This window comes from Serratia sp. Tan611 (genome assembly GCF_905188235.1).
Lineage (GTDB): Bacteria > Pseudomonadota > Gammaproteobacteria > Enterobacterales > Enterobacteriaceae > Serratia_B > Serratia_B rhizosphaerae.
The window spans coordinates 589,232-608,271 of sequence record NZ_LR994655.1 but is presented as its reverse complement, the minus strand read 5'-3'; the positions used below and the strand labels follow the sequence as shown (position 1 = coordinate 608,271).

At 53.0% G+C, this 19,040-nt stretch carries 17 protein-coding genes; 8 read left to right on the top strand and 9 right to left on the bottom strand.

Annotated elements, in window-relative coordinates:
- Nucleotides 1-254 precede the first annotated feature (254 nt).
- Both bglF and TAN611_RS02820 read left to right on the top strand, forming a co-directional pair.
- Entirely contained in the window at nt 255-2,144 is a 1,890-nt protein-coding gene (gene bglF / locus TAN611_RS02825; RefSeq protein WP_203067255.1) for a PTS beta-glucoside transporter subunit IIABC, read from the top strand.
- A complete protein-coding gene (locus tag TAN611_RS02820; protein WP_105229604.1) occupies nt 2,137-3,534 on the top strand; it encodes a glycoside hydrolase family 1 protein in 1,398 nt (465 codons plus the stop codon). Before bglF ends, TAN611_RS02820 begins: the two co-directional genes overlap by 8 nt.
- Before the next feature lie 46 nt (nt 3,535-3,580).
- Here the strand turns inward: TAN611_RS02820 and TAN611_RS02815 are convergent, their stop codons facing one another.
- The 7 genes from TAN611_RS02815 to TAN611_RS02785 all read right to left on the bottom strand — a co-directional run bounded on the left by TAN611_RS02815 (nt 3,581) and on the right by TAN611_RS02785 (nt 8,604).
- Nucleotides 3,581-3,955: a putative T6SS immunity periplasmic lipoprotein gene (locus TAN611_RS02815; RefSeq protein WP_203067254.1), complete on the bottom strand. Its 375-nt coding sequence runs from the start codon at nt 3,953-3,955 to the stop codon at nt 3,581-3,583.
- Nucleotides 3,956-4,044: 89 nt separating this feature from the next.
- Complete coding sequence (locus tag TAN611_RS02810; RefSeq protein WP_203067253.1) at nt 4,045-4,452, bottom strand: putative T6SS immunity periplasmic lipoprotein; 408 nt, start codon at nt 4,450-4,452, stop codon at nt 4,045-4,047.
- Nucleotides 4,453-4,541: 89 nt separating this feature from the next.
- Nucleotides 4,542-4,934 carry a putative T6SS immunity periplasmic lipoprotein gene (locus tag TAN611_RS02805; protein WP_203067252.1) on the bottom strand — a complete coding sequence of 131 codons (393 nt, stop codon included), beginning with the start codon at nt 4,932-4,934 and terminating at the stop codon, nt 4,542-4,544.
- Nucleotides 4,935-5,119: 185 nt separating this feature from the next.
- Nucleotides 5,120-5,533: a putative T6SS immunity periplasmic lipoprotein gene (locus TAN611_RS02800; protein WP_203067251.1), complete on the bottom strand. Its 414-nt coding sequence runs from the start codon at nt 5,531-5,533 to the stop codon at nt 5,120-5,122.
- 2 nt (nt 5,534-5,535) lie between these two features.
- On the bottom strand, nt 5,536-6,069 hold the full coding sequence (locus TAN611_RS02795) for a type IV secretion protein Rhs (RefSeq protein WP_197951174.1): 534 nt from the start codon (nt 6,067-6,069) through the stop codon (nt 5,536-5,538).
- A gap of 329 nt (nt 6,070-6,398) precedes the next feature.
- The gene (locus tag TAN611_RS02790; RefSeq protein WP_203067250.1) at nt 6,399-7,457 is read right to left on the bottom strand and encodes an AraC family transcriptional regulator; all 1,059 of its coding nucleotides are present in this window, start codon (nt 7,455-7,457) and stop codon (nt 6,399-6,401) included.
- 142 nt (nt 7,458-7,599) lie between these two features.
- A complete protein-coding gene (locus tag TAN611_RS02785) occupies nt 7,600-8,604 on the bottom strand; it encodes a phosphotransferase enzyme family protein (RefSeq protein WP_203067249.1) in 1,005 nt (334 codons plus the stop codon).
- Between the two features lie 243 nt (nt 8,605-8,847).
- On the opposite strand from TAN611_RS02785, the gene eat reads away from it, so the two are divergent.
- On the top strand, nt 8,848-10,212 hold the full coding sequence (gene eat / locus TAN611_RS02780; RefSeq protein ID WP_203067248.1) for an ethanolamine permease: 1,365 nt from the start codon (nt 8,848-8,850) through the stop codon (nt 10,210-10,212).
- A gap of 32 nt (nt 10,213-10,244) precedes the next feature.
- Complete coding sequence (locus TAN611_RS02775; RefSeq protein ID WP_203067247.1) at nt 10,245-11,585, top strand: aspartate aminotransferase family protein; 1,341 nt, start codon at nt 10,245-10,247, stop codon at nt 11,583-11,585.
- A gap of 126 nt (nt 11,586-11,711) precedes the next feature.
- Here TAN611_RS02775 and TAN611_RS02770 read toward each other — a convergent pair whose 3' ends face one another.
- Entirely contained in the window at nt 11,712-12,056 is a 345-nt protein-coding gene (locus TAN611_RS02770) for a putative T6SS immunity periplasmic lipoprotein (RefSeq protein ID WP_238404499.1), read from the bottom strand.
- Nucleotides 12,057-12,356: 300 nt separating this feature from the next.
- On the opposite strand from TAN611_RS02770, the gene TAN611_RS02765 reads away from it, so the two are divergent.
- The gene (locus TAN611_RS02765) at nt 12,357-13,229 is read left to right on the top strand and encodes a phosphorothioated DNA-binding restriction endonuclease (protein ID WP_203067245.1); all 873 of its coding nucleotides are present in this window, start codon (nt 12,357-12,359) and stop codon (nt 13,227-13,229) included.
- A gap of 40 nt (nt 13,230-13,269) precedes the next feature.
- On the opposite strand, the gene TAN611_RS02760 is transcribed toward TAN611_RS02765, so the two are convergent.
- Nucleotides 13,270-13,578, bottom strand: coding sequence for a contact-dependent growth inhibition system immunity protein (locus tag TAN611_RS02760; protein ID WP_203067244.1), 309 nt, complete (start codon nt 13,576-13,578; stop codon nt 13,270-13,272).
- A gap of 259 nt (nt 13,579-13,837) precedes the next feature.
- On the opposite strand from TAN611_RS02760, the gene TAN611_RS02755 reads away from it, so the two are divergent.
- The 3 genes from TAN611_RS02755 to TAN611_RS02745 all read left to right on the top strand — a co-directional run bounded on the left by TAN611_RS02755 (nt 13,838) and on the right by TAN611_RS02745 (nt 19,036).
- Entirely contained in the window at nt 13,838-14,998 is a 1,161-nt protein-coding gene (locus TAN611_RS02755; RefSeq protein WP_203067243.1) for a restriction endonuclease, read from the top strand.
- 227 nt (nt 14,999-15,225) lie between these two features.
- Nucleotides 15,226-17,817, top strand: a complete 2,592-nt coding sequence (locus TAN611_RS02750) for a type I restriction-modification system subunit M (RefSeq protein ID WP_203067242.1) — start codon at nt 15,226-15,228, stop codon at nt 17,815-17,817.
- A gap of 1 nt (nt 17,818) precedes the next feature.
- Entirely contained in the window at nt 17,819-19,036 is a 1,218-nt protein-coding gene (locus TAN611_RS02745; RefSeq protein WP_203067241.1) for a restriction endonuclease subunit S, read from the top strand.
- Nucleotides 19,037-19,040 lie beyond the last annotated feature (4 nt).

Genomic DNA, 19,040 nt, shown 5'->3' with positions numbered 1-19,040 from the left:
GGCATTCGGCCACGATGATATCTTGATCCCCATCACAGAATAGTCGTTTACACGCTGGACGCCTGACGCCGTCGGGGGTATTTTCTTATCATTCTGGGATTGTTACTGATTCAGGCAAAACCTAAGAGACCTGTCGCCAATATTGATTGCGCGCAGGTCTCTTAGGTTTTTTTTTGCATTTTATTCAGCCTCAGCCAGCACTCACCACGGAAATGCCCGGACGCTACGCCCAGGGCCAAGTAACAGGAATAACTATGAAATATCAGGAGTTGGCCGGCGACATTCTGCAAGGTGTCGGCGGGCGGGAAAACATCATCAGCCTGGTGCACTGCGCGACCCGGCTGCGCTTTAAACTCAACGACCCGGCGCAGGCGGACGCCGCCGGGCTGAAGAACAACCCCGGTGTGATTATGGTGGTCGAAAGCGGCGGGCAGTTTCAGGTGGTGATCGGCAACCATGTGCACGAGGTGTATCAGGCGGTCTGCCGCGCCGCGGGGCTGAACGACGAGTCGCCGGCAGCCGCGCCGCAGCAGGGGGAGAAATCCAGCCTGCTGGCGCGCTTTATCGATGTGGTTTCCGGCATTTTCACCCCGTTCCTCGGCGTGATGGCGGCATCGGGTATCTTAAAAGGCTTCCTTGCCCTCAGCCTGGTCGGCGGCTTGCTGAACGAGAGCAGCGGCGCTTACCGCATGCTGTTTGCCGCCAGCGACGCGCTGTTCTACTTCCTGCCGATCGTGCTGGGCTACACCGCCGGTAAAAAATTCGGCGGCAACCCGTTCCTGACCATGGTGATCGGCGGCGCGCTGGTGCACCCGCTGATGCTGGAGGCGTTCCATGCCAGCAGCGAGGGTGAAACCATCACTTTTTTCGGCATCCCCGTGGTGCTGATTAATTACGTCTCCTCGGTGATCCCGATTATCGCCTCCGCCTGGTTCTGCTGCTGGCTGGAGCGTCAGAGCAACAAAGTGATGCCGTCGGCGATGAAAAACTTCTTCACGCCGCTGCTTTGCCTGCTGGTCACCGTACCGCTGACTTTTCTGGTCATCGGGCCGCTGGCTACCGGATTGGGCGAACTGCTGGCCGCCGGTTTCCAGGTGGTTTATCAATTCGCGCCGTGGCTGGCGGGCGGCATTCTCGGCGCGTTGTGGCAGGTTTGCGTGATCTTCGGCCTGCACTGGGGGCTGGTGCCGCTGATGATGAACAACATGGCGGTGCTGGGCCATGACTCGATGATCCCGCTGCTGCTGCCGGCGGTATTTGGCCAGGTGGGCGCCGCGATCGGCGTGTTCCTGAAGACCCGTGACCCGCGCCTGAAAACGCTGGCCGGCTCCGGCGCCGTCGCCGGCGTGTTCGGCATTACCGAACCCGTGGTGTACGGCGTCACGCTGCCCAACCGCCGCCCGTTTATTTTCGGCTGCGTCGGCGGCGCGGTTGGCGGCGCAATTATCGCCCTTGCCCAAAGCAAAGTTTATTCCTTTGGTCTGGCCAGCATTTTTACGCTGGCGCAGGTCATCCCCGCCAGCGGCTTCGACACCACGGTATGGGGCGCAATTATCGGCGTCGTGGTGGCGTTGGTGCTGGCCGCGCTGCTGACTCTGATCGCCGGGCTGCCGAAACAGCCGGCAACGGCTGAAGACGCCGCTACAGCGCCGGCCGCCGCCGGCGACGACGATATTCTGGCGCCGCTGACCGGCGTGGCCGTCGCGCTGGATGCGGTGCCGGACCCGACCTTCGCCAGCGGCCTGATGGGCCAAGGCGCGGCGATCATTCCCGCCGAAGGACGAGTGGTGGCGCCGTTTCACGGCGAGGTAGCGTCGCTGTTTTCCACCAGGCACGCCCTCGGCCTGCTGAGCGACAGCGGCATCGAGGTGCTGATCCACGTCGGCATCGACACGGTAAAACTGAACGGTGAGCACTTTACCGCCCATATCAAAGAGGGCGACAAAATCGCCCCCGGCGACCTGCTGGTGGAGTTCGATCGCGAGGCGATTCTGCGCGCCGGCTACGACCTCAGCACCCCGGTGATTATCAGCAACAGCGAGGATTACGCCGGCGTGGAGAGCATCTATCCCACCCCTGATGTGCATGCAGGCGCGTCGTTCCTGCAGGTTAAGCGCAACAACAAAGGAGATAACCATGAATAAGACATTCCCGGACGGTTTTTTATGGGGCGGCGCGCTGGCGGCCAACCAGGTTGAAGGCGCCTATCTGACGGACGGCAAAGGGCTGTCGACCTCGGACGTGATGCCGGACGGCGTGTTCGGCCAGGTGCGTGAGCGCACGCCCGGCGACTTCAGCATTAAAGACGTCGCCATCGACTTTTATCACCGCTACCCGGAGGATATCGCCCTGTTCGCCGAGATGGGCTTCAGCTGCCTGCGGGTGTCCATCGCCTGGACGCGTATTTTCCCGCAGGGCGACGAGCAGGAGCCGAACGAAGCCGGGCTGGCCTGGTACGACAGGCTGTTCGATGAGCTGGCGCGCCACAATATTCAGCCGCTGGTGACGCTGTCGCACTACGAGATGCCCTGGGCGCTGGTGGAGAACTACGGCGGCTGGGGCAACCGTAAAGTCATCGCCTTCTTTGAGCGTTACGCCCGCACGGTGTTCAACCGCTACCGCGACAAGGTAAAACTGTGGCTGACCTTTAATGAGATTAATATGTCGCTGCACGCGCCGATGACCGGCGTCGGCCTGCCGGAGGGCAGCAGCCGCACGGCGGTGTATCAGGCAATACACCACCAGCTGGTGGCCAGCGGCCTGGCGGTGAAGGCCTGCCACGAACTGATCCCGGACGCGCGCATCGGCAATATGCTGTTGGGCGGCCTGACCTATCCGCTCTCCAGTAAGCCGGAGGACGTGTTCGCCACGCTGCAGGACAACCGCAGCTGGCAGTTCTTTGGCGATGTGCAGTGCCGCGGCGCCTATCCCGGCTATATGCAGCGTTACTTCCGCGAGCATGACATCAGCCTGCAGATTCTGCCGGAAGACCTGGCGGCGCTGCGCCACACCGTCGACTTTATCTCCTTCAGCTACTATATGACCGGCTGCGTCACCGCCGACCCGGCGCTGGTGGAGAAGCTACGCGGCAATATTCTGGATATGGTGCCCAACCCGCATCTGGCCAGCTCGGAGTGGGGCTGGCAGATTGACCCGCTCGGCCTGCGCACGCTGCTTAATACGCTGTGGGATCGCTACCAGAAGCCGCTGTTTATCGTGGAGAACGGCCTGGGCGCCAATGACCAGCCGGACGCCGACGGCCAGATTCACGATGACTACCGCATCAGCTACCTGAACGACCATCTGGTGCAGGTGCGCGAGGCAATCGACGACGGCGTGGAGCTGATGGGCTATACCTCATGGGGGCCGATAGATTTGATCAGCGCCTCCAAGGCGGAGGTCGGCAAGCGCTATGGCTTTATCCACGTCGACCTGAACCAGGACGGTTCCGGCACGCTGAACCGCAGCCGCAAGGACAGCTTCTGGTGGTATCAGCAGGTGATTAAAACCCACGGCGGAACGCTGAAGGGCTAACGTCATCATGATAAGCGCAGCCTGCGGGCTGCGCCTGATCGGCCTGTCAGAGCAGTGTGCTGTCAGAAGACACCGAAAACCCGGCAATAATCACATGCGACACCGGCTGCTCCAAGGCCGCCACGTCATAGGCGACGACGTAATTTTTCCCGGGAAGAAATGCATAGCCAAATAGTGGCAAACAGCCGTCTTGTGGGGCATAGATAGGGGCATCATCCAGCAGCTTAATCAACTTATCACCCGCATCGCTGTAGATTTGCAGCGCGGTTATCTGCTCGCCCGCCCGCATGGGCGACAGTGGGCAAATGCTGTTGTCCTTCACAACGACGGAGGCGGGGATACGGGGTACGCCTCTGTCCGCAGGGCCGGGACAGCCAGTCAGCAAAAATAGCACGCCAGCTACAGGTAAGGTTCTTTGCATACGTCTTCGTTCCTTGAAATTGATGCTATTACAGATAGGCGCCAAACGCCTGCGACCAGTGTTCACCTTGGCTTACCCTTTTCCGACCTCTACAACTCGTTAGCCTCCAGCTGGCCGTTATTTTCCCACAGGCTGAAGCTGACGCCGTAAATACGCGCAGCAGGCTGAACACCTCGTTTGAGTTTGGCCGGCGACTCCAGGATCACGGAGAAGCCGTAGGCCTTGCCCACCTTAAACGGGTAGTCGAACGTGGGAACACACTTATTCACTGAGGCGGGAAGATTCAGGTCATATTTTTCCAAGACATGACGATCGTCTCCGACTTCACGGATACTCACCGTCACAATTTGCTCGTCCCCTTTCGGTTGCACCATCATGCACACCTTATTCGCGACCGTCAGCACTTTGGCCCGCATCAAGGGAGGCCGCGGGTCACCAAAATGAAAACAGCCGGAGAGTAAAAATACCAACGGCGTAAGACAAAAAATCCTTTTCATCGTTATTATTATCCCCACATGGAAAACATATAGCTCCCCGCGCCGTACACAGCGTCAACAGGGGAACACTTAAGGCGCTTAGCTGGAATTTATCTCTTCTTAAGCGTTATCTCTTCGCCCTGCCTAGATACCACAAAGTTAGCGATATAGGCGTTGTGCGCGGTATTTACCGTCACGCTGTACCCCTGTTCCGGGACAAAATTATACTCCGCTATTCCCGGCAGGCACTGGCCAGGCGTTAAACTGAGTTTGTTCAGCTTATCGCCATAGGCTTTTTCATACACATAAGCGCCGCTGGCGTTGTGCCAAATGGCAATCCTGCGTACATCTTCTCCTTTGGCGGCGATATCATCCTGATTGACAAAGACGCACACCCGGCTGTTAACCACGCTGGCCTGCGCCGGATACAGCGGGAACTTATCCCCCATCCAGCAGCCGGAAAGAAGCAATGGCAGTATCAGTAAAAATGCTTTCCTTGCCATAAATTTTATCCTGTAGCGTTATCAAGCTTGAACTAAAAACCAAGGGTAGGAAGGTATTCGCCCTTTACTGCCTTGGGCTGCTTATTCACATAACCAAACATTTTATACCCCTCCGCAGCCAAACTAGACAATGGCCATTGAAGACCATAAACCCAGCATTCACCTTGGTTTACCCTTTCCTACTGCTACAGAGCATTAGCTTCCAACTGACCGTTGTTTTCCCTCAGGCTAAAGCTGACACCGTAGATGCGCGAAGCGGGCTGAATGCCCCGTTTTCTTTTCGCCTGCGACTCTAGGATCACCGAGAAGCCGTAGGTTTTCCCAGCTTTAAACGGGTAACCAAAAGTGGGCACGCACGTATCGGCCGGGATCGTTAGCGCGTCATCATAGTAAACCTTGCTGAGTTGGTTTTTATCATTGCCGACCTCGTTAATCGTCAGGCTTATCAGCTTCTCATCACCTTCCGGCTGCACCATCATGCAAACCTGATTAGTAACGGTGGTGACAGATGCCCGGAAATGTTTTGGTCTGGGATCGTTCAGGTGCATACAACCGGTCAGGAAGATGCTGCATGAGCTAACAACCAGTAATTTTTTCATTATTATCGCCGCTGATTAAAAAATTGAGACAATGCATACTCATACTTTCTAATGATATATTTATCACTTACCCCCTGAAAATTCACACCATTACCAACCCCTCTCAACCATTTATTATATCCCGATGTCTTCAGCAACCAATAATCAGCAATAATAGATGCCTGCTGCTCCATTGGGTAGTTTTTCAACACTCTTTTCCCATCGAGCCTGTATTTATACTCGGCAGCCCAGCTAAACAACCCTCTGGTTCTGACCCACATCCCATGTTGATACTGCCAAACGTGAGTCATCTCATGGATAAAAAGGTGTTTATCTTCAACATAAGACGCTGAAAAATCATGTTGATAGAGCTTATCTCTAAACCATAACTCCCCATTGGGGGCCATAGCAACATCCTGCGATTGTAGACCAAATGGTAGGTAACTATCACAATGCACTTTGACTTTGTCGTAGAAAATTGAACGACCAAACATGGAGCATGCCAAGTTAATCTCACCAATAGTAAGGGGCCTTGTTATACCTTGTCTTTTTTCCATATATACGACTCCCTGTCGTAAATAAAAGGGATGAAACTATTTGTATTCCATTGAGTCAATAATGAAAGGATTAACAGGTTCATAGTAAGAAATGACATAACATTACCCAAGGATAATATTAGGGTGGCTATTTTTATAAGCTATTAGGTGGAAAACATTACAGGCATGGTCTTAAAAACAAGTTAACAACTACATTTTAATAGCTAGGGTTATAAGAAAATCAGGATAATTCTTTACTTATCATTAGTGGTCCCGCCATTACTAAGAATGAGATATAAAACCCCTGCAACAGTTCGCTGATAAAGCGCGATGAACTGAAATTAACGCCGCTAACCCGCCCTGGACTGGCGGTAGTGGCGGGGGCTACAGCCAAACCAGCGGCGAAATGCCCGTGAAAAGGCGCTCACCTCGGAATACCCCAGCAACAGCGCCATTTCCGAAACGGAAAGATGCGGCTGCCTCAGGTAGTGGATCGCCATCTCTTTACGCACCTGGTCAACCTGCGCGCTGAAGCTGGTATTTTCCTCACGCAGGCGCCGCTGCAGAGACCAGGCGGAAAGCCCCTGCCTTTCAGCAACCACCTCAAGCGACGGTTCACCATTGACCAGCTGCAGCTGGATGCCGGTCCGGGTCAGGTGAACACAGCACTGGCTAACCGGATCCGCGCTCAGACGCCGGATCGCATCCTGCATGACCAGCAGCAGCATCGGATCGTGGTCGGGCATTTTGCGCGCAACGTCGGCTTTATTAATGATCATGGAGTTAAACGGCTGCTCAAAATAAACCGGGGCGTCAAATACCTTACAGTGCTCGTGCCACTGCTCGGGGCGGGGATGTTCAAAATGTACTTCTCTGGGCGCCCAGTGCTTGCCTGCCGCGCGGCGGATAAGGTTCAGAAACATGCCCAGCGTAAGCTCAGCATCCTGGCGCCGGGAGAGGATCGCCCCGTGGCGTACCTGATAGTCCAACTGCCAGCTGTCATGACGTTCGGTCAGTTGAATCAGCGTGTTGTGCTGATGAAACGGAAAGGCGCTGACCAGATTGCGCAGCGCCTGCTCGAGAGTGGCCGAGCACAGGCCAATATAGCCGATAAGCCCTAATGACTGCGGCCGGAACTGCTGGCCGTAATAAAGCCCGAAATTATCACAAACGGCCAGATGGGCCGCCTCCTCCATCACCCGGCAATAGCTCACCAGATCCAGACTCAGGGTTGGGCAGGAGAGGTTCTCGGGATCAATACCGCTGATACCGAAAATTCGGTCAACGTCCCCTCCCTGGGAACCGATGAAATCACTAAGCCCCGTTGCGGCCGCCGACAACACACCGCGGTGCCCACCCACTGCGCCGGAGAGCGCAGACAACGCACTGTCTGATTGCATCATGGTCATGATTAATTCCACTGAAGGCTACGTATAGGCAGTTATCCAGCAAAAAATATACCAACCATAATTTTCTTATAATCAGTCAATTATGAAAGCGCCCACTGATGATTTGCACCATAGTTACCCCGGATGCGCCAGGAGTGTGCGTTCATACGCCGACGGGTAACGCCGTGCCGGCCAGATAGCGTTGACATAAACGCACGGTATGGCTGCTCCAGGCAGCTCCCAGGCTTTGCGCCATTTCCGTTTCCCGGTGTGAGGCAACCCATGCGGTAAGCTGGATACGCCGCTGGATCAACATCGCCGGAACGATCGCCAGTTCCCGATCGCTGATATGCGCAACCTGCTCATATCCGCGTAACCAGTTTTCGATCCACTGCGGCGCGCTGGCATGGTGCTCCACAAAACTGATGGCCGCAGCCAAATCATGCAGATACCAGCCCATACCGCAGTCATCAAAATCAATCACCCGGGTTTCCCCATGGTGTAACAGCAGATTGGTTAAGCGCAGATCCGCATGAATCAGGCCATAGTGCTGCGGCGACTGACCAAACTCCGCCATCTGCCGGCCCACGTGCCGGATAGCCTCCTCGATCGGCTGATGTTCCCGTGGATCGAGGCCGGGCGCATCCCGCCAGTCCCCCCAGTGGCTGGCCGCCGACACCATGCTCTGGTGATCCCAGATAATGCGGCGAAAACCAGCGGGCTTTTGCCAGCTGCGGCTGTGCTGGTGTAGCCGCGCGGTGATATTTCCCAGCTGACGGAAGGCCGCCGGGTCGATGCCGGTCGTCGGCATTTCCCCGTCGATCCAGTGAAACAATACGCTGTAGCGCTGGCCGCCGTCGGCCAGGGGTAACCGCTGAATCCGCTCTCCCCGGCCATCTCTGATCGCTTGCGGCACCGCAATACCGGCCTCGCGCAGGGCGTCCAGCCAGAGCAGCTCGCTTTCAATATCCTGCCGATCGTGATAATCGCCGCGATGAATGCGCAGCGCAAACCGGCTGCCGGCATGGGTCACCTGCAGGGTGGCATTTTCCGAACGGCACAGCAGCCGGACCGTGGCACCCGCGTATTGCGGATAATTGGCCAGCGCCTGATGGGCCAGCCGGAGGATCATCTCGTTACTCAGGGTGTCGTACTGTTTCGCGCTCATGTCCAGCTCCGTTGTTTCTGAAGGTGGCTTCAGAATGGCGCTGAACCTTTTTGGCTGGCTTGACGCGGCGACAGAGAAAGTTGACCGCAGCCGGCGCTTCCCCCCGTTCACTCCCTGAGTTGACCTTAGCCGGCGGCCATCTGTCTTCTGCGGTCAAGTTTTTCCCCGTTCGGCGGGCCATTATCAACAGGCCAGCGTTAATGGCATCACATTTCTTCTATGACACCGACGGGGAATGCAGTGATGAAAAATACACTTAAACCTACTCTCGGCACCCTGCAGCTGTGGGGAATTGCCGTCGGGCTGGTGATTTCCGGTGAGTATTTCGGCTGGAGTTATGGCTGGGGAACGGCAGGCACGCTGGGCTTTCTGGTCACCACCTTATTTATTGCCCTGATGTATACCTGCTTTATTTTTAGCTTTACCGAACTGACCACCGCGATCCCGCAAGCCGGCGGCCCCTTTGCCTATAGCCGTCGTGCATTTGGTGATACCGGCGGTCTGATTGCCGGTATCGCCACGCTGGTTGAGTTTGTCTTCGCCCCGCCGGCCATCGCCATGGCGATTGGCGCTTACCTGAATGTCCAGTACCCGGAACTGAACCCCAAACTGGTCGCGGTCTGCGCCTACCTGATCTTTATGGGGCTGAATATTGTCGGCGTCAGTATCGCCGCCACCTTCGAACTGCTGGTTACGTTGCTGGCCGTCATCGAACTCTTTGTCTTTATGGGGGTTGTCGCGCCGGGCTTCAGCCTGGCTAACTTTGTCGCCCACGGCTGGGCGGGCAGCGACAGTTTCTCTGCCGCGTCAGTATCCGGTATTTTTGCCGCAATCCCTTACGCTATCTGGTTTTTCCTCGCGATCGAGGGGGCGGCAATGGCCGCCGAAGAGGCCAAGGACCCGCGCCGGACCATCCCCAGAGCCTATATCAGCGGCATCATCACGCTGGTTGTTCTGGCAGTGGGCGTGATGGTGCTGGCCGGCGGCGCCGGCGACTGGCGCACCCTGTCTGATATTAACGATCCGCTGCCGCAGGCGATGAAAATGCTGGTCGGCAACGATTCCCGCTGGATGCACATGCTGGTGTGGATCGGCCTGTTTGGCCTGATTGCCAGCTTCCACGGCATTATCATGGGCTATTCCCGCCAGTTCTATGCGCTGGCCCGCTCCGGTTATCTGCCCCCTGCGCTGGCTAAACTGTCGCGCTTTCAGACCCCTCACCGGGCGATACTTGCCGGCGGCGTCATTGGCATTGCGGCCATCTTCTCCGATGGCATCAGCCTGCAGGGTATGAGCCTGACCGCCGCGATGATCACCATGGCGGTGTTCGGCGCCATCGTGATGTACATCATGAGCATGCTGAGCCTGTTTAAGCTGCGCCGCAGTGAACCCGGCTTACTCCGCAGCTACATGGCCCCCGGCTACCCGTTAATCCCCGCTATTGCCCTGTGCTGCGCCGTCGTTTGTCTGGCCGCCATGCTGTGGTTTAACCCGCAGATTGGCGCGCTATTCCTGGCGTTTATGGTCGCGGGTTATCTCTATTTTCTGACCACGCATGCCCGGAGAAACGCGCTTGCCCGTACTCCGGCTGCCGTAACCAACGAATAAGTCCGCCACTGCGCCTGAATCAAGGAGTCATTATGACCGTACAATCCACCATCATGGACACCAACAGCTTTCGTGCCGAGCATGCCGACAGTCTGGCCCCGGAGATCCGCCGCTTAACCGATAAACGCAGCAAAATCCTCGGCGAGTCCTACCGGCTGTTTTACCGTAATCCGGTGCATCTGGTGCGCGGACAGGGCCAGTATCTGTGGGATAAACAGGGGAATAAATACCTGGATGTTTACAACAACGTCGCCAGTATCGGCCACTGCCATCCGGCGGTGATCGACGCCGTTCACCAGCAGATGACGCAGTTAAATACCCATACCCGCTATCTGCATGAACATATTCTTGATTACAGCGAGTCACTGCTTGCCACCCTGCCCGCAGAAATCAACCGGGCGATGTATATGTGCACCGGCTCGGAGGCCAATGACCTGGCGATTCGCATTGCCCACGCCTGGAGCGGCGGCACCGGGATTATTGTCTCCCGCGAGGCCTACCACGGCACCAGTTCGCTCACCTCCGGCGTATCACCGGCGCTGGGCAGCGGCCAGCCTCTGGCCGCTGAAACCCGCCTGGTGGCCGCGCCGGATTTTTACCGCAACCAGACCGCCGACCCCGGAGCCTGGTTTGCGGCAGAGATACAAAAGCAGATTGATGATATGGCGGCCCACGGCATTAAGTTTGCCGGCTTCCTGGCTGACTCTATTTTCTCTTCCGACGGCGTGTTGCCCGGCCCGCGCGGCTTTCTGCAGCCGGCGATCGACGTCGTCCATAAAAACGGCGGGATTTTTATTGCCGATGAAGTCCAGCCCGGCTTTGCCCGTACCGGCGAAGCATTCTGGGGATTTGCCCGCCACGATGTGGTGCCGGATGTTGTGACCACCGGCAAGCCGATGGGCAACGGTTTCCCGGTCTCGGGACTGATGGCTAAGGCGGAGGTGCTGGCGGCGTTCAGCGATGCGCTTCCCTATTTTAATACCTTTGGCGGCAACCCCGTTGCCATGGCGGCGGCCCAGGCGGTATTGAACGTGATTCAGCAGGAAGAGCTGCAGGCCCACAGCCTGCGTACCGGCCAGCAGTTGCTGGCGGCGCTGCGCACCTTGCAGGATAAGCATGAATGCGTCGGCGACGTGCGCGGCGCAGGGCTGTTTATTGGCTTCGAACTGGTCACCGACCGGGAAAGCAAGCAGCCGGATAAAGCTTTGGCGCTGAATCTGATCGAAGCGCTGCGCGAGGAGTTTGTGCTGACCTCCGTCGCCGGTCCTTACGGCAACGTCCTTAAGCTGCGCCCGCCGTTATGCTTCCAAGAGGCAGATATCGACTGGCTGGTGAGCGCGCTTGACCGCTGCCTGACCCGCTTACGTGGGTAAGATCAACGCGCCTGATGGCGGCATAACGCCAGCTTCAGAAAACGGCATGAACTGAGTCAGGGAGAGAGCCTGGCTCAGTTGGTGTCGGGGGTAAGATGTGGTAGCGGTGCCGAGCATCGCTACCATTCATCTCTGGTACTGCACTATTTGCAGCCTGCCGTTGTTATCTTGCGTCAGGGAGAAGCGTGCCGCAAACAGCCGCCCTTTTTCCGTGGGGTTCTTTTCCAGACGGTAGTAAACGGCATAGGTATTATCAGGCTTGAATGCAAAACCAAAGGTGGGCAGGCATGCGCCCTTTACCGCCTTGAACTGCTTATCCGCATCACCAAAGGTTTTATACATCTCCTGCCCCGCATCGCTGCCAAACTGGGCAGAGAACACCTTCTCCCCCTCTTCGGCCGGAACGGTGATACAGACCCGGTTATCCACCACCGCAGCCTGCGCCGGCAGCGTAAGCGTTACCGGATCCATCGGGCCGGGGCATCCCGTCAGCAGGAGTATTGCTCCCGATAATATCCATTTGTTCATGACTTACCCTGTCCATTTTCCATATAAGAATCCTGCCATCCTGAGCCAGATGAGATAAGAGCACTTTCTCAGCCGAACCGTCAATCGGTGGGGTCTTACGCGCATCCTGTAAACAGGTTGCGTAACACCGGCCACCTTATTGCGCATCCTGCCCAGTATGTTTACCGCTGCCGTAGCGATTGAACTTCCCCGTTTTTGCGAGCATGATCGCAATAACATCAGTCCGTTAAGCGGTTCATCCCTATGACAACATTTGCAGCATTACAATCGGCCATCTCTAACGTTTCGGTATGGCGTCAGGGCGACGTGTGCGCGCCGCATAAGCCCTTATTGCTGCTGTATGTGCTGTCGCAGTACAAAGCCGGCCACCCGCGCCTGTTTAACTATGGCCGGGAGATCCATGAGCCGCTGACCCGGCTGCTGAAAGAGTTCGGCCCCAAGCGCCGCACCGACTACCCCAATATGCCCTTCTGGCGCCTGAGGACCGACGGGTTCTGGGAGATCGTCAACGCGGAGAGCTGTAAACCGCGCAAGGGGAACACTCAGCCCACCAAAAAGGAGCTGATTGATAACCAGGTTGCCGGCGGCTTTGATGAGACGCACTACCGGCGGCTGCAGGAACATCCGCAGGAGATCGATAAGCTGGCGCAACAGATCCTGACCGATCGCTTCCCTGAAAGCGTCCAGCGCATTCTGGCCAATCAGTTGGGCTTTGATTTTATCGATCGTTCCAACAACCGCGATCCGCGCTTTCGGGAGATCGTGCTGCGCGCCTACCACTCCCGCTGCGCCTTCTGCGGTTACGATCTGCGACTGGACGGCGCGCTGGTCGGCATCGAAGCCGCGCATATTCATTGGAAGGTGTACGGCGGCCCGTGCGTGATCAGCAACGGGATAGCGCTGTGCTCGCTGCATCACTCCGCCTTTGATATGGGCGCATTTGGGCTGGATGAAGATATGACGATCCGCATCTCCGGCGGCGTAAGCCGCAGCCCGGTGGTGGATCAGCTGTTCTGGCAGAAGAACCAACAGCGGCTGTTATTGCCTCATGACAACGCGCTATGGCCTGCGGAGCAGTACGTCGGCTGGCACCGAAAGCAGATTTTTAAGGCTTGAGAGAGAGCCGCGCGATGGATGGCGGCTGACGTGCTGTTGCTTAGTGTGTTGCTGTTTGGCCAAGGGCCATGGTACGCACCGTTAGCAGGAAATCATGCGCCGTCGTCTCCCACAGCTGCGGCGAAAAATCAAGGCCATAGCGCTGCGTAAACGCTTCCTCGAGTCGATCCTGATAACTATTCAGGAAGGCATCAACCTCTTCCGCCAGTTCCTTCAGTACTTCGTCAGACGCCGTCTGTTTGAACAGGGCGATAATCCCTTCGATAGAGTCTTCACCCTCGTTGATCAGGTCGGCATCCTGGTTGAAGTAGCCCTGAATCAACTGGTCAAGATAATAAAAGTTTTGCATACGTTGCCTACGGTGTTGGGAATGCGGTGAGGATATAATATGGCTTGCCATTATATTCTTGTAAATCGAGCACTATTCTGACGGAGCGCATGTAAATACCGGAGCTGCATGGTAGTAACAGATCACTATTTCCGATCTACAAGGTATCGGGTTGATTGCTGAGTGACTGTTTCTGAAAAATGTTTAGTGATCCCGCCCCTCACATTCTTCGGTGATAAATGGCATGATAGTCGTTCGTTGGATCTGCCAAGGGACTGTCGTGAAAAATTACAAAGTGATTACACCTTTATTTCCTACCTATGCTCAAACCAGAGCGATGATCAAGGCAGTTGCAGGATATTCGCTGAAATCTGTGCGCAATATGATCACCGCGATTCGTGAGCAAACGGGTACACCACAGAACCCTGTCGACTGGTCTGAGCCAAACGTCTGGATCGAGGAAAGACTCAAAGGATTAGATGCCGAGATTGCTCAACGAATTTGGGCAACCGATGACCACGTGCTTAATCCAAGGCATAGTTACGGTACTTATATGTTTATCAATAACTTTTTATTGATGAGCTGTAATGATGAAGGGGATTGGCTGCCAACCGAGAAAGGACAACAATTCCTCAGCAATAATGATGCTGCACTGCGAGAACTTGACGATCAGGAAGGCTTATTGCAGCTGCTCGAATTGCTTGCCAGCCGGGAGCAGGCCAAGCGTTCCGACCTGATGGCCGAGTGGCAGGCCTTCCTGCATCAACATTCTAAATTTGCCGCAATAAGCTCCATTAAAACCACCCTGTATGCCAGATTGTATAACCTGGTGGATCGCGGATTAGTCACTCGCGAAGGTTTTAGCTACCAAATCACAGATGCTGGGCGACAGTGGCTTGGAAAGGCATTGCCTGAAAGCAAAAGCGATCCGCGCAAAGAGCTGCTTGATGCCGTGAAACGCTACAACCAACAGCAAAAACTGTTACTGCGCGAACAGCTGACAACCATGAATCCTTACCGTTTCGAGCATTTGGTCGGTCAGCTATTGGAAGCCATGGGCTACGAACAGGTCGAGGTGACAAAAGCCTCTGGAGATAAAGGCGTGGATGTGATCGGCAAAGTACAAGTCGGCATCACCACCGTTACCGAAGTCGTACAGGTCAAACGGATGCAAAACACGATTACGCGCCCGTATATCGATCAGTTGCGCGGCGCCTTGCCATATCATAAAGCCATTCGCGGCACCTTAATCACCACGGGTAAGTTTGCAGCCAAATGTGCGGAGGCCGCCCTCTTTCCAGGAGCAGCCCCAATTACGCTAATTGACGGCGATCGTCTATTAGAACTGTTGATTGAAAACAACGTCGGCATCCGTCGCAGCAACGCGGTAGAGCTGCTGGATGTTGATCTGCAGCTGTTTGATGAGTTGGAAATGGAGTAGAAGGGAAGAGATCACCCACTGCGGTGGATAAATACTCGCATTGTTGGAAACAACATCGAAACTGTCTTAGATGAAAGATGGCTATCTTGGTAGGAATCGAGACCGCAGACCACTCACTGACACAGACTCGCAAAGCCTTGTCTCTAGCAAGAAGCTCGTATCAAACGTACAATCAAAACCCTAAAATAGCCTTTTTCGAATTAGAATTGCTTTTAACAGGATTTATAGTGAATAAACAACAGCTTGCGGCAAAAATCTGGGAATCCGCCAACCAGATGCGGTCTAAAATTGAAGCCAATGAATACAAAGACTACATACTCGGCTTTATCTTCTACAAGTACCTAAGCGACCAGTTGGTGCAGTTTGTCACCAGACAGGGGATGACGTCCGAAGACATCAGAGCCCTGAATGAAGAAGATGCCGACACCGTTGAATACGTGCAAAGCAACCTAGGCTACTTTATTGCCTACGATAATCTGTTTTCTACATGGATTGATCCAACATCCGAATTTAACGAATCTAACGTACGTGATGCGCTTTCGGCCTTTAGCCGTTTGATTTCGCCAACTTACAAAAAACTGTTTGACGGTATCTTTACCACCTTAGAAACAGGTTTAAGCAAACTGGGTGAAAGTGCGGGCAAACGAACCAAAGCCATCAGCGACTTACTACACCTGATCAAAAGCATCCCTATGAATGGCAATCTAGGGTATGATGTGCTGGGCTACATTTACGAATACCTGATTGAAAAATTTGCCGCCAATGCTGGTAAAAAAGCGGGGGAGTTTTATACGCCTCATGAAGTTTCGGTACTTATGTCGAACATCATCGCCCATGAGTTAAAACACAAAGATACCATCAAAATTTACGACCCTACTTCTGGCTCAGGTTCGTTGCTGATCAATATCGGTGAGGCATTCGAGAAATACGCGAAAAATAAAGACTGCATCACCTATTACGCTCAAGAGTTAAAAGCTAACACCTACAACCTAACCCGTATGAACCTCATCATGCGCGGTATTAAAGCCAGCAACATTAAAACCCGTAATGGCGACACCCTGGAAGAGGATTGGCCGTATTTTGATGACAGCGATCCTCAAGGCTCATACTACACCTTACATGTCGATGCCGTGGTATCCAATCCCCCTTACTCACAAAACTGGGACCCCAGCTTTAAAGACAGCGATCCACGCTATTCACGTTTTGGCCTGGCACCTACAACCAAAGCCGATTTTGCTTTTTTACTGCATGATCTCTACCACCTAAAACCCGATGGCATTATGGCTATCGTGCTACCTCATGGTGTCTTGTTCCGTGGCGGTGAAGAAGGTGAAATTCGTAAGCAGCTCATTGAGCAGAATCATATTGATACTATTATCGGTTTACCGGCCAATATCTTTTTTGGCACTGGCATTCCTACGGTAATTTTAGTGCTCAAGCAAAAACGCCAAAATACCGATGTATTGGTGATCGATGCCTCCAAATACTTTATGAAAGAAGGCAAAAACAACAAGCTGCAAGCCAGTGATATCAAGCGTATTACCGATGCGGTGATTAACCGTGAAAGTATCGACAAGTTCTCGCAACTGGTGAGCAAGCAAACCCTGCGCGACAATGGTTACAATCTCAACATACCGCGCTATGTGGATTCTTCGGCGACGGCACAAAGCTGGGATTTACATGCCACTATGCTCGGCGGTATTCCCAATAGCGAAATTGCCGAGTTAGACAACTTTTGGCAAGCCTTCCCACAATTGCGCAGAACTTTATTTACGCCAAAATCTGCCGCTTACAGTGAACTGGCCATTGATAAACAAGACGTTAACGCCAGCATTAGCGGACATCCGCAAGTGATAGAGTTTATCTGTGCCTACAACCAGGCCTTCAATGGCTTTGATGACCAGCTAAACGTCCAATTAATACAAAACTGGCAAAGCGTAAAGCGTAACCAACAAGAGGCGGTATTAAGTACTGCGCTATTTTCCCGTTTAGCACCTATTGTCTTAATCGACAAATACCAGGCTTACCAATATTTAAACAACCAATGGCAACTCATCAGCGTCGATTTAGAAATGATGCAAACCGAAGGCTTTGCTGCCACCAGACAAGTTGACCCCAATATTGTTATAAAGAAAAAAAACGGCCAGGACACCGAAGTACAAGATGGTTGGAAAGGCCACATATTATCCTTTGATTTAGTGCAACAAACTTACTTAAGTGATGACTTAAAAGCCTTGGCAACTAAAGAAACCCGCCTGGCGGAAATCGCTAGCGCGCTGGAAGAAATTTTAGAATCCCTGACCGAAGAAGAAAAAGAACAAGATACGATCAAAGAGAGCAAAGACGGATTTGCCAATACCGAATTAATCAAAGCTGCCAAAGCCTTCTTGAAAGAACAAAAAGACAGCAAATTTAAATTCACAGATGAAAGCTATGAAGCCAAAATCATTTGTGCGAATAAACTCATCGATGAAGAAAAATCCCTGAAAAAAGCGGTCAAAGATGCCGCAGCGGCCCTGCACTTAAAAACCAAAGCGACCATCGAAACATTAACTGATGAACAGGTGAACAACCTGCTGCACCTTAAATGGATTGCGCCATTAAGCACCGAACTCTCTGCTATGCCAAACGCCGTTATTAGCCAGCTCACCAGCCAGGTGCAAGCCCTTGCTGATAAATACGTCGTCACCTATTCGCAAGTGGCTAGTGAAATAAAAAACACCGAGCAAGAGCTGGCAGAGATGATGGGTGAACTTGCGGGTAATGAGTTTGATATGCAGGGCCTTGCAGAATTAATCAGCTTACTGAAGGGTGAATAAGATGAGTATGGATAACAAGGTGCCAGAGATCCGGTTTAAAGGGTTTAGTACAAACTGGCTCAATTTTAATTTAAGTCAGATTACTGATGTTTATGATGGAACTCATCAAACACCCGCATATACAAAAAATGGCGTAATGTTCCTTTCAGCAGAGAATATCAAATCGTTAACTTCAACGAAATTCATTTCGGAAGAAGCATTTAAGAAGGAATTTAAGGTATACCCCAAAAAAAATGATGTAATAATGACCAGGATAGGTGATGTTGGAACTGCAAACGTTGTTGAAACTGATGATGATAGAGCTTATTACGTAACTCTAGCATTATTAAAACATAAAAAGCTAAGCCCATATTTTTTAAAAAGCTCAATTGCATCACCATTTGTTCAAAAAGATATTTGGCTTCGAACTCTACATATTGCATTCCCTAAAAAGATCAATATGAATGAAATTAAGCAAGTTGCGGTTAACTGCCCATCAGATGCTGTTGAGTCTGAAAAGATCGGCCAATATTTCAAAAACCTCGATGCGCTGATCACTCAACATCAACAAAAGCATGACAAAATCAGCAACATTAAAAATGCCATGTTGGAGAAAATGTTCCCCAAACAAGGCAAAACCATTCCAGAAATCCGCTTTAAAGGGTTTAGTGGGGAGTGGGAAGAGAAAAAGTTAGGTACTGATATCGCTGAAATTATTGGGGGAGGTACACCCAGCACGTCAATTTCTGAATTTTGGGGCGGTGATATTGATTGGTATTCACCTACTGAAATTGGAGACAATGTGTATGCGGAAGGTAGTCAGAAAAAGATTACAGCTCTAGGTTTGAAAAGTTGCTCAGCAAAGATACTTCCTGCTGGTAATACGGTTCTTTTTACTAGCAGAGCGGGCATAGGTGACATGGCTATTCTTGCAAAACCTGGCTCCACTAATCAAGGTTTTCAATCGCTTATCGTTAAAGAGGGTTTTTCACCCTATTTTATCTATTCAGCGGGTAAACAAATCAAAGATTTTGCGCTTAAGCATGCATCTGGTTCCACTTTTTTAGAAATTTCAGGTAAGCAACTTGGACGTATGAAAATTCTTATACCTAGCTTAGAGGAACAAACCGCCATCGGAAATTATTTCCAAAACATCGACGAACTAATCAACCAGCACCAACAACAAATCACCAAACTCAATAACATTAAGCAGGCCTGCTTAAGTAAAATGTTTGTCTAACAGG

What these genes read in the sequence shown, in the direction of transcription:
- TAN611_RS02775 (WP_203067247.1), top strand. Translation starts at nt 10,245, where the DNA reads ATGACCGTACAATCCACCATCATGGACACCAACAGCTTTCGTGCCGAG.
- TAN611_RS02765 (WP_203067245.1), top strand. Translation starts at nt 12,357, where the DNA reads ATGACAACATTTGCAGCATTACAATCGGCCATCTCTAACGTTTCGGTA.
- TAN611_RS02795 (WP_197951174.1), bottom strand. Translation starts at nt 6,069, where the DNA reads ATGGAAAAAAGACAAGGTATAACAAGGCCCCTTACTATTGGTGAGATT.
- TAN611_RS02790 (WP_203067250.1), bottom strand. Translation starts at nt 7,457, where the DNA reads ATGACCATGATGCAATCAGACAGTGCGTTGTCTGCGCTCTCCGGCGCA.
- TAN611_RS02805 (WP_203067252.1), bottom strand. Translation starts at nt 4,934, where the DNA reads ATGGCAAGGAAAGCATTTTTACTGATACTGCCATTGCTTCTTTCCGGC.
- TAN611_RS02810 (WP_203067253.1), bottom strand. Translation starts at nt 4,452, where the DNA reads ATGAAAAGGATTTTTTGTCTTACGCCGTTGGTATTTTTACTCTCCGGC.
- TAN611_RS02820 (WP_105229604.1), top strand. Translation starts at nt 2,137, where the DNA reads ATGAATAAGACATTCCCGGACGGTTTTTTATGGGGCGGCGCGCTGGCG.
- TAN611_RS02770 (WP_238404499.1), bottom strand. Translation starts at nt 12,056, where the DNA reads ATGGATCCGGTAACGCTTACGCTGCCGGCGCAGGCTGCGGTGGTGGAT.
- TAN611_RS02760 (WP_203067244.1), bottom strand. Translation starts at nt 13,578, where the DNA reads ATGCAAAACTTTTATTATCTTGACCAGTTGATTCAGGGCTACTTCAAC.
- eat (WP_203067248.1), top strand. Translation starts at nt 8,848, where the DNA reads ATGAAAAATACACTTAAACCTACTCTCGGCACCCTGCAGCTGTGGGGA.
- TAN611_RS02785 (WP_203067249.1), bottom strand. Translation starts at nt 8,604, where the DNA reads ATGAGCGCGAAACAGTACGACACCCTGAGTAACGAGATGATCCTCCGG.
- bglF (WP_203067255.1), top strand. Translation starts at nt 255, where the DNA reads ATGAAATATCAGGAGTTGGCCGGCGACATTCTGCAAGGTGTCGGCGGG.
- TAN611_RS02800 (WP_203067251.1), bottom strand. Translation starts at nt 5,533, where the DNA reads ATGAAAAAATTACTGGTTGTTAGCTCATGCAGCATCTTCCTGACCGGT.
- TAN611_RS02815 (WP_203067254.1), bottom strand. Translation starts at nt 3,955, where the DNA reads ATGCAAAGAACCTTACCTGTAGCTGGCGTGCTATTTTTGCTGACTGGC.
- TAN611_RS02745 (WP_203067241.1), top strand. Translation starts at nt 17,819, where the DNA reads ATGAGTATGGATAACAAGGTGCCAGAGATCCGGTTTAAAGGGTTTAGT.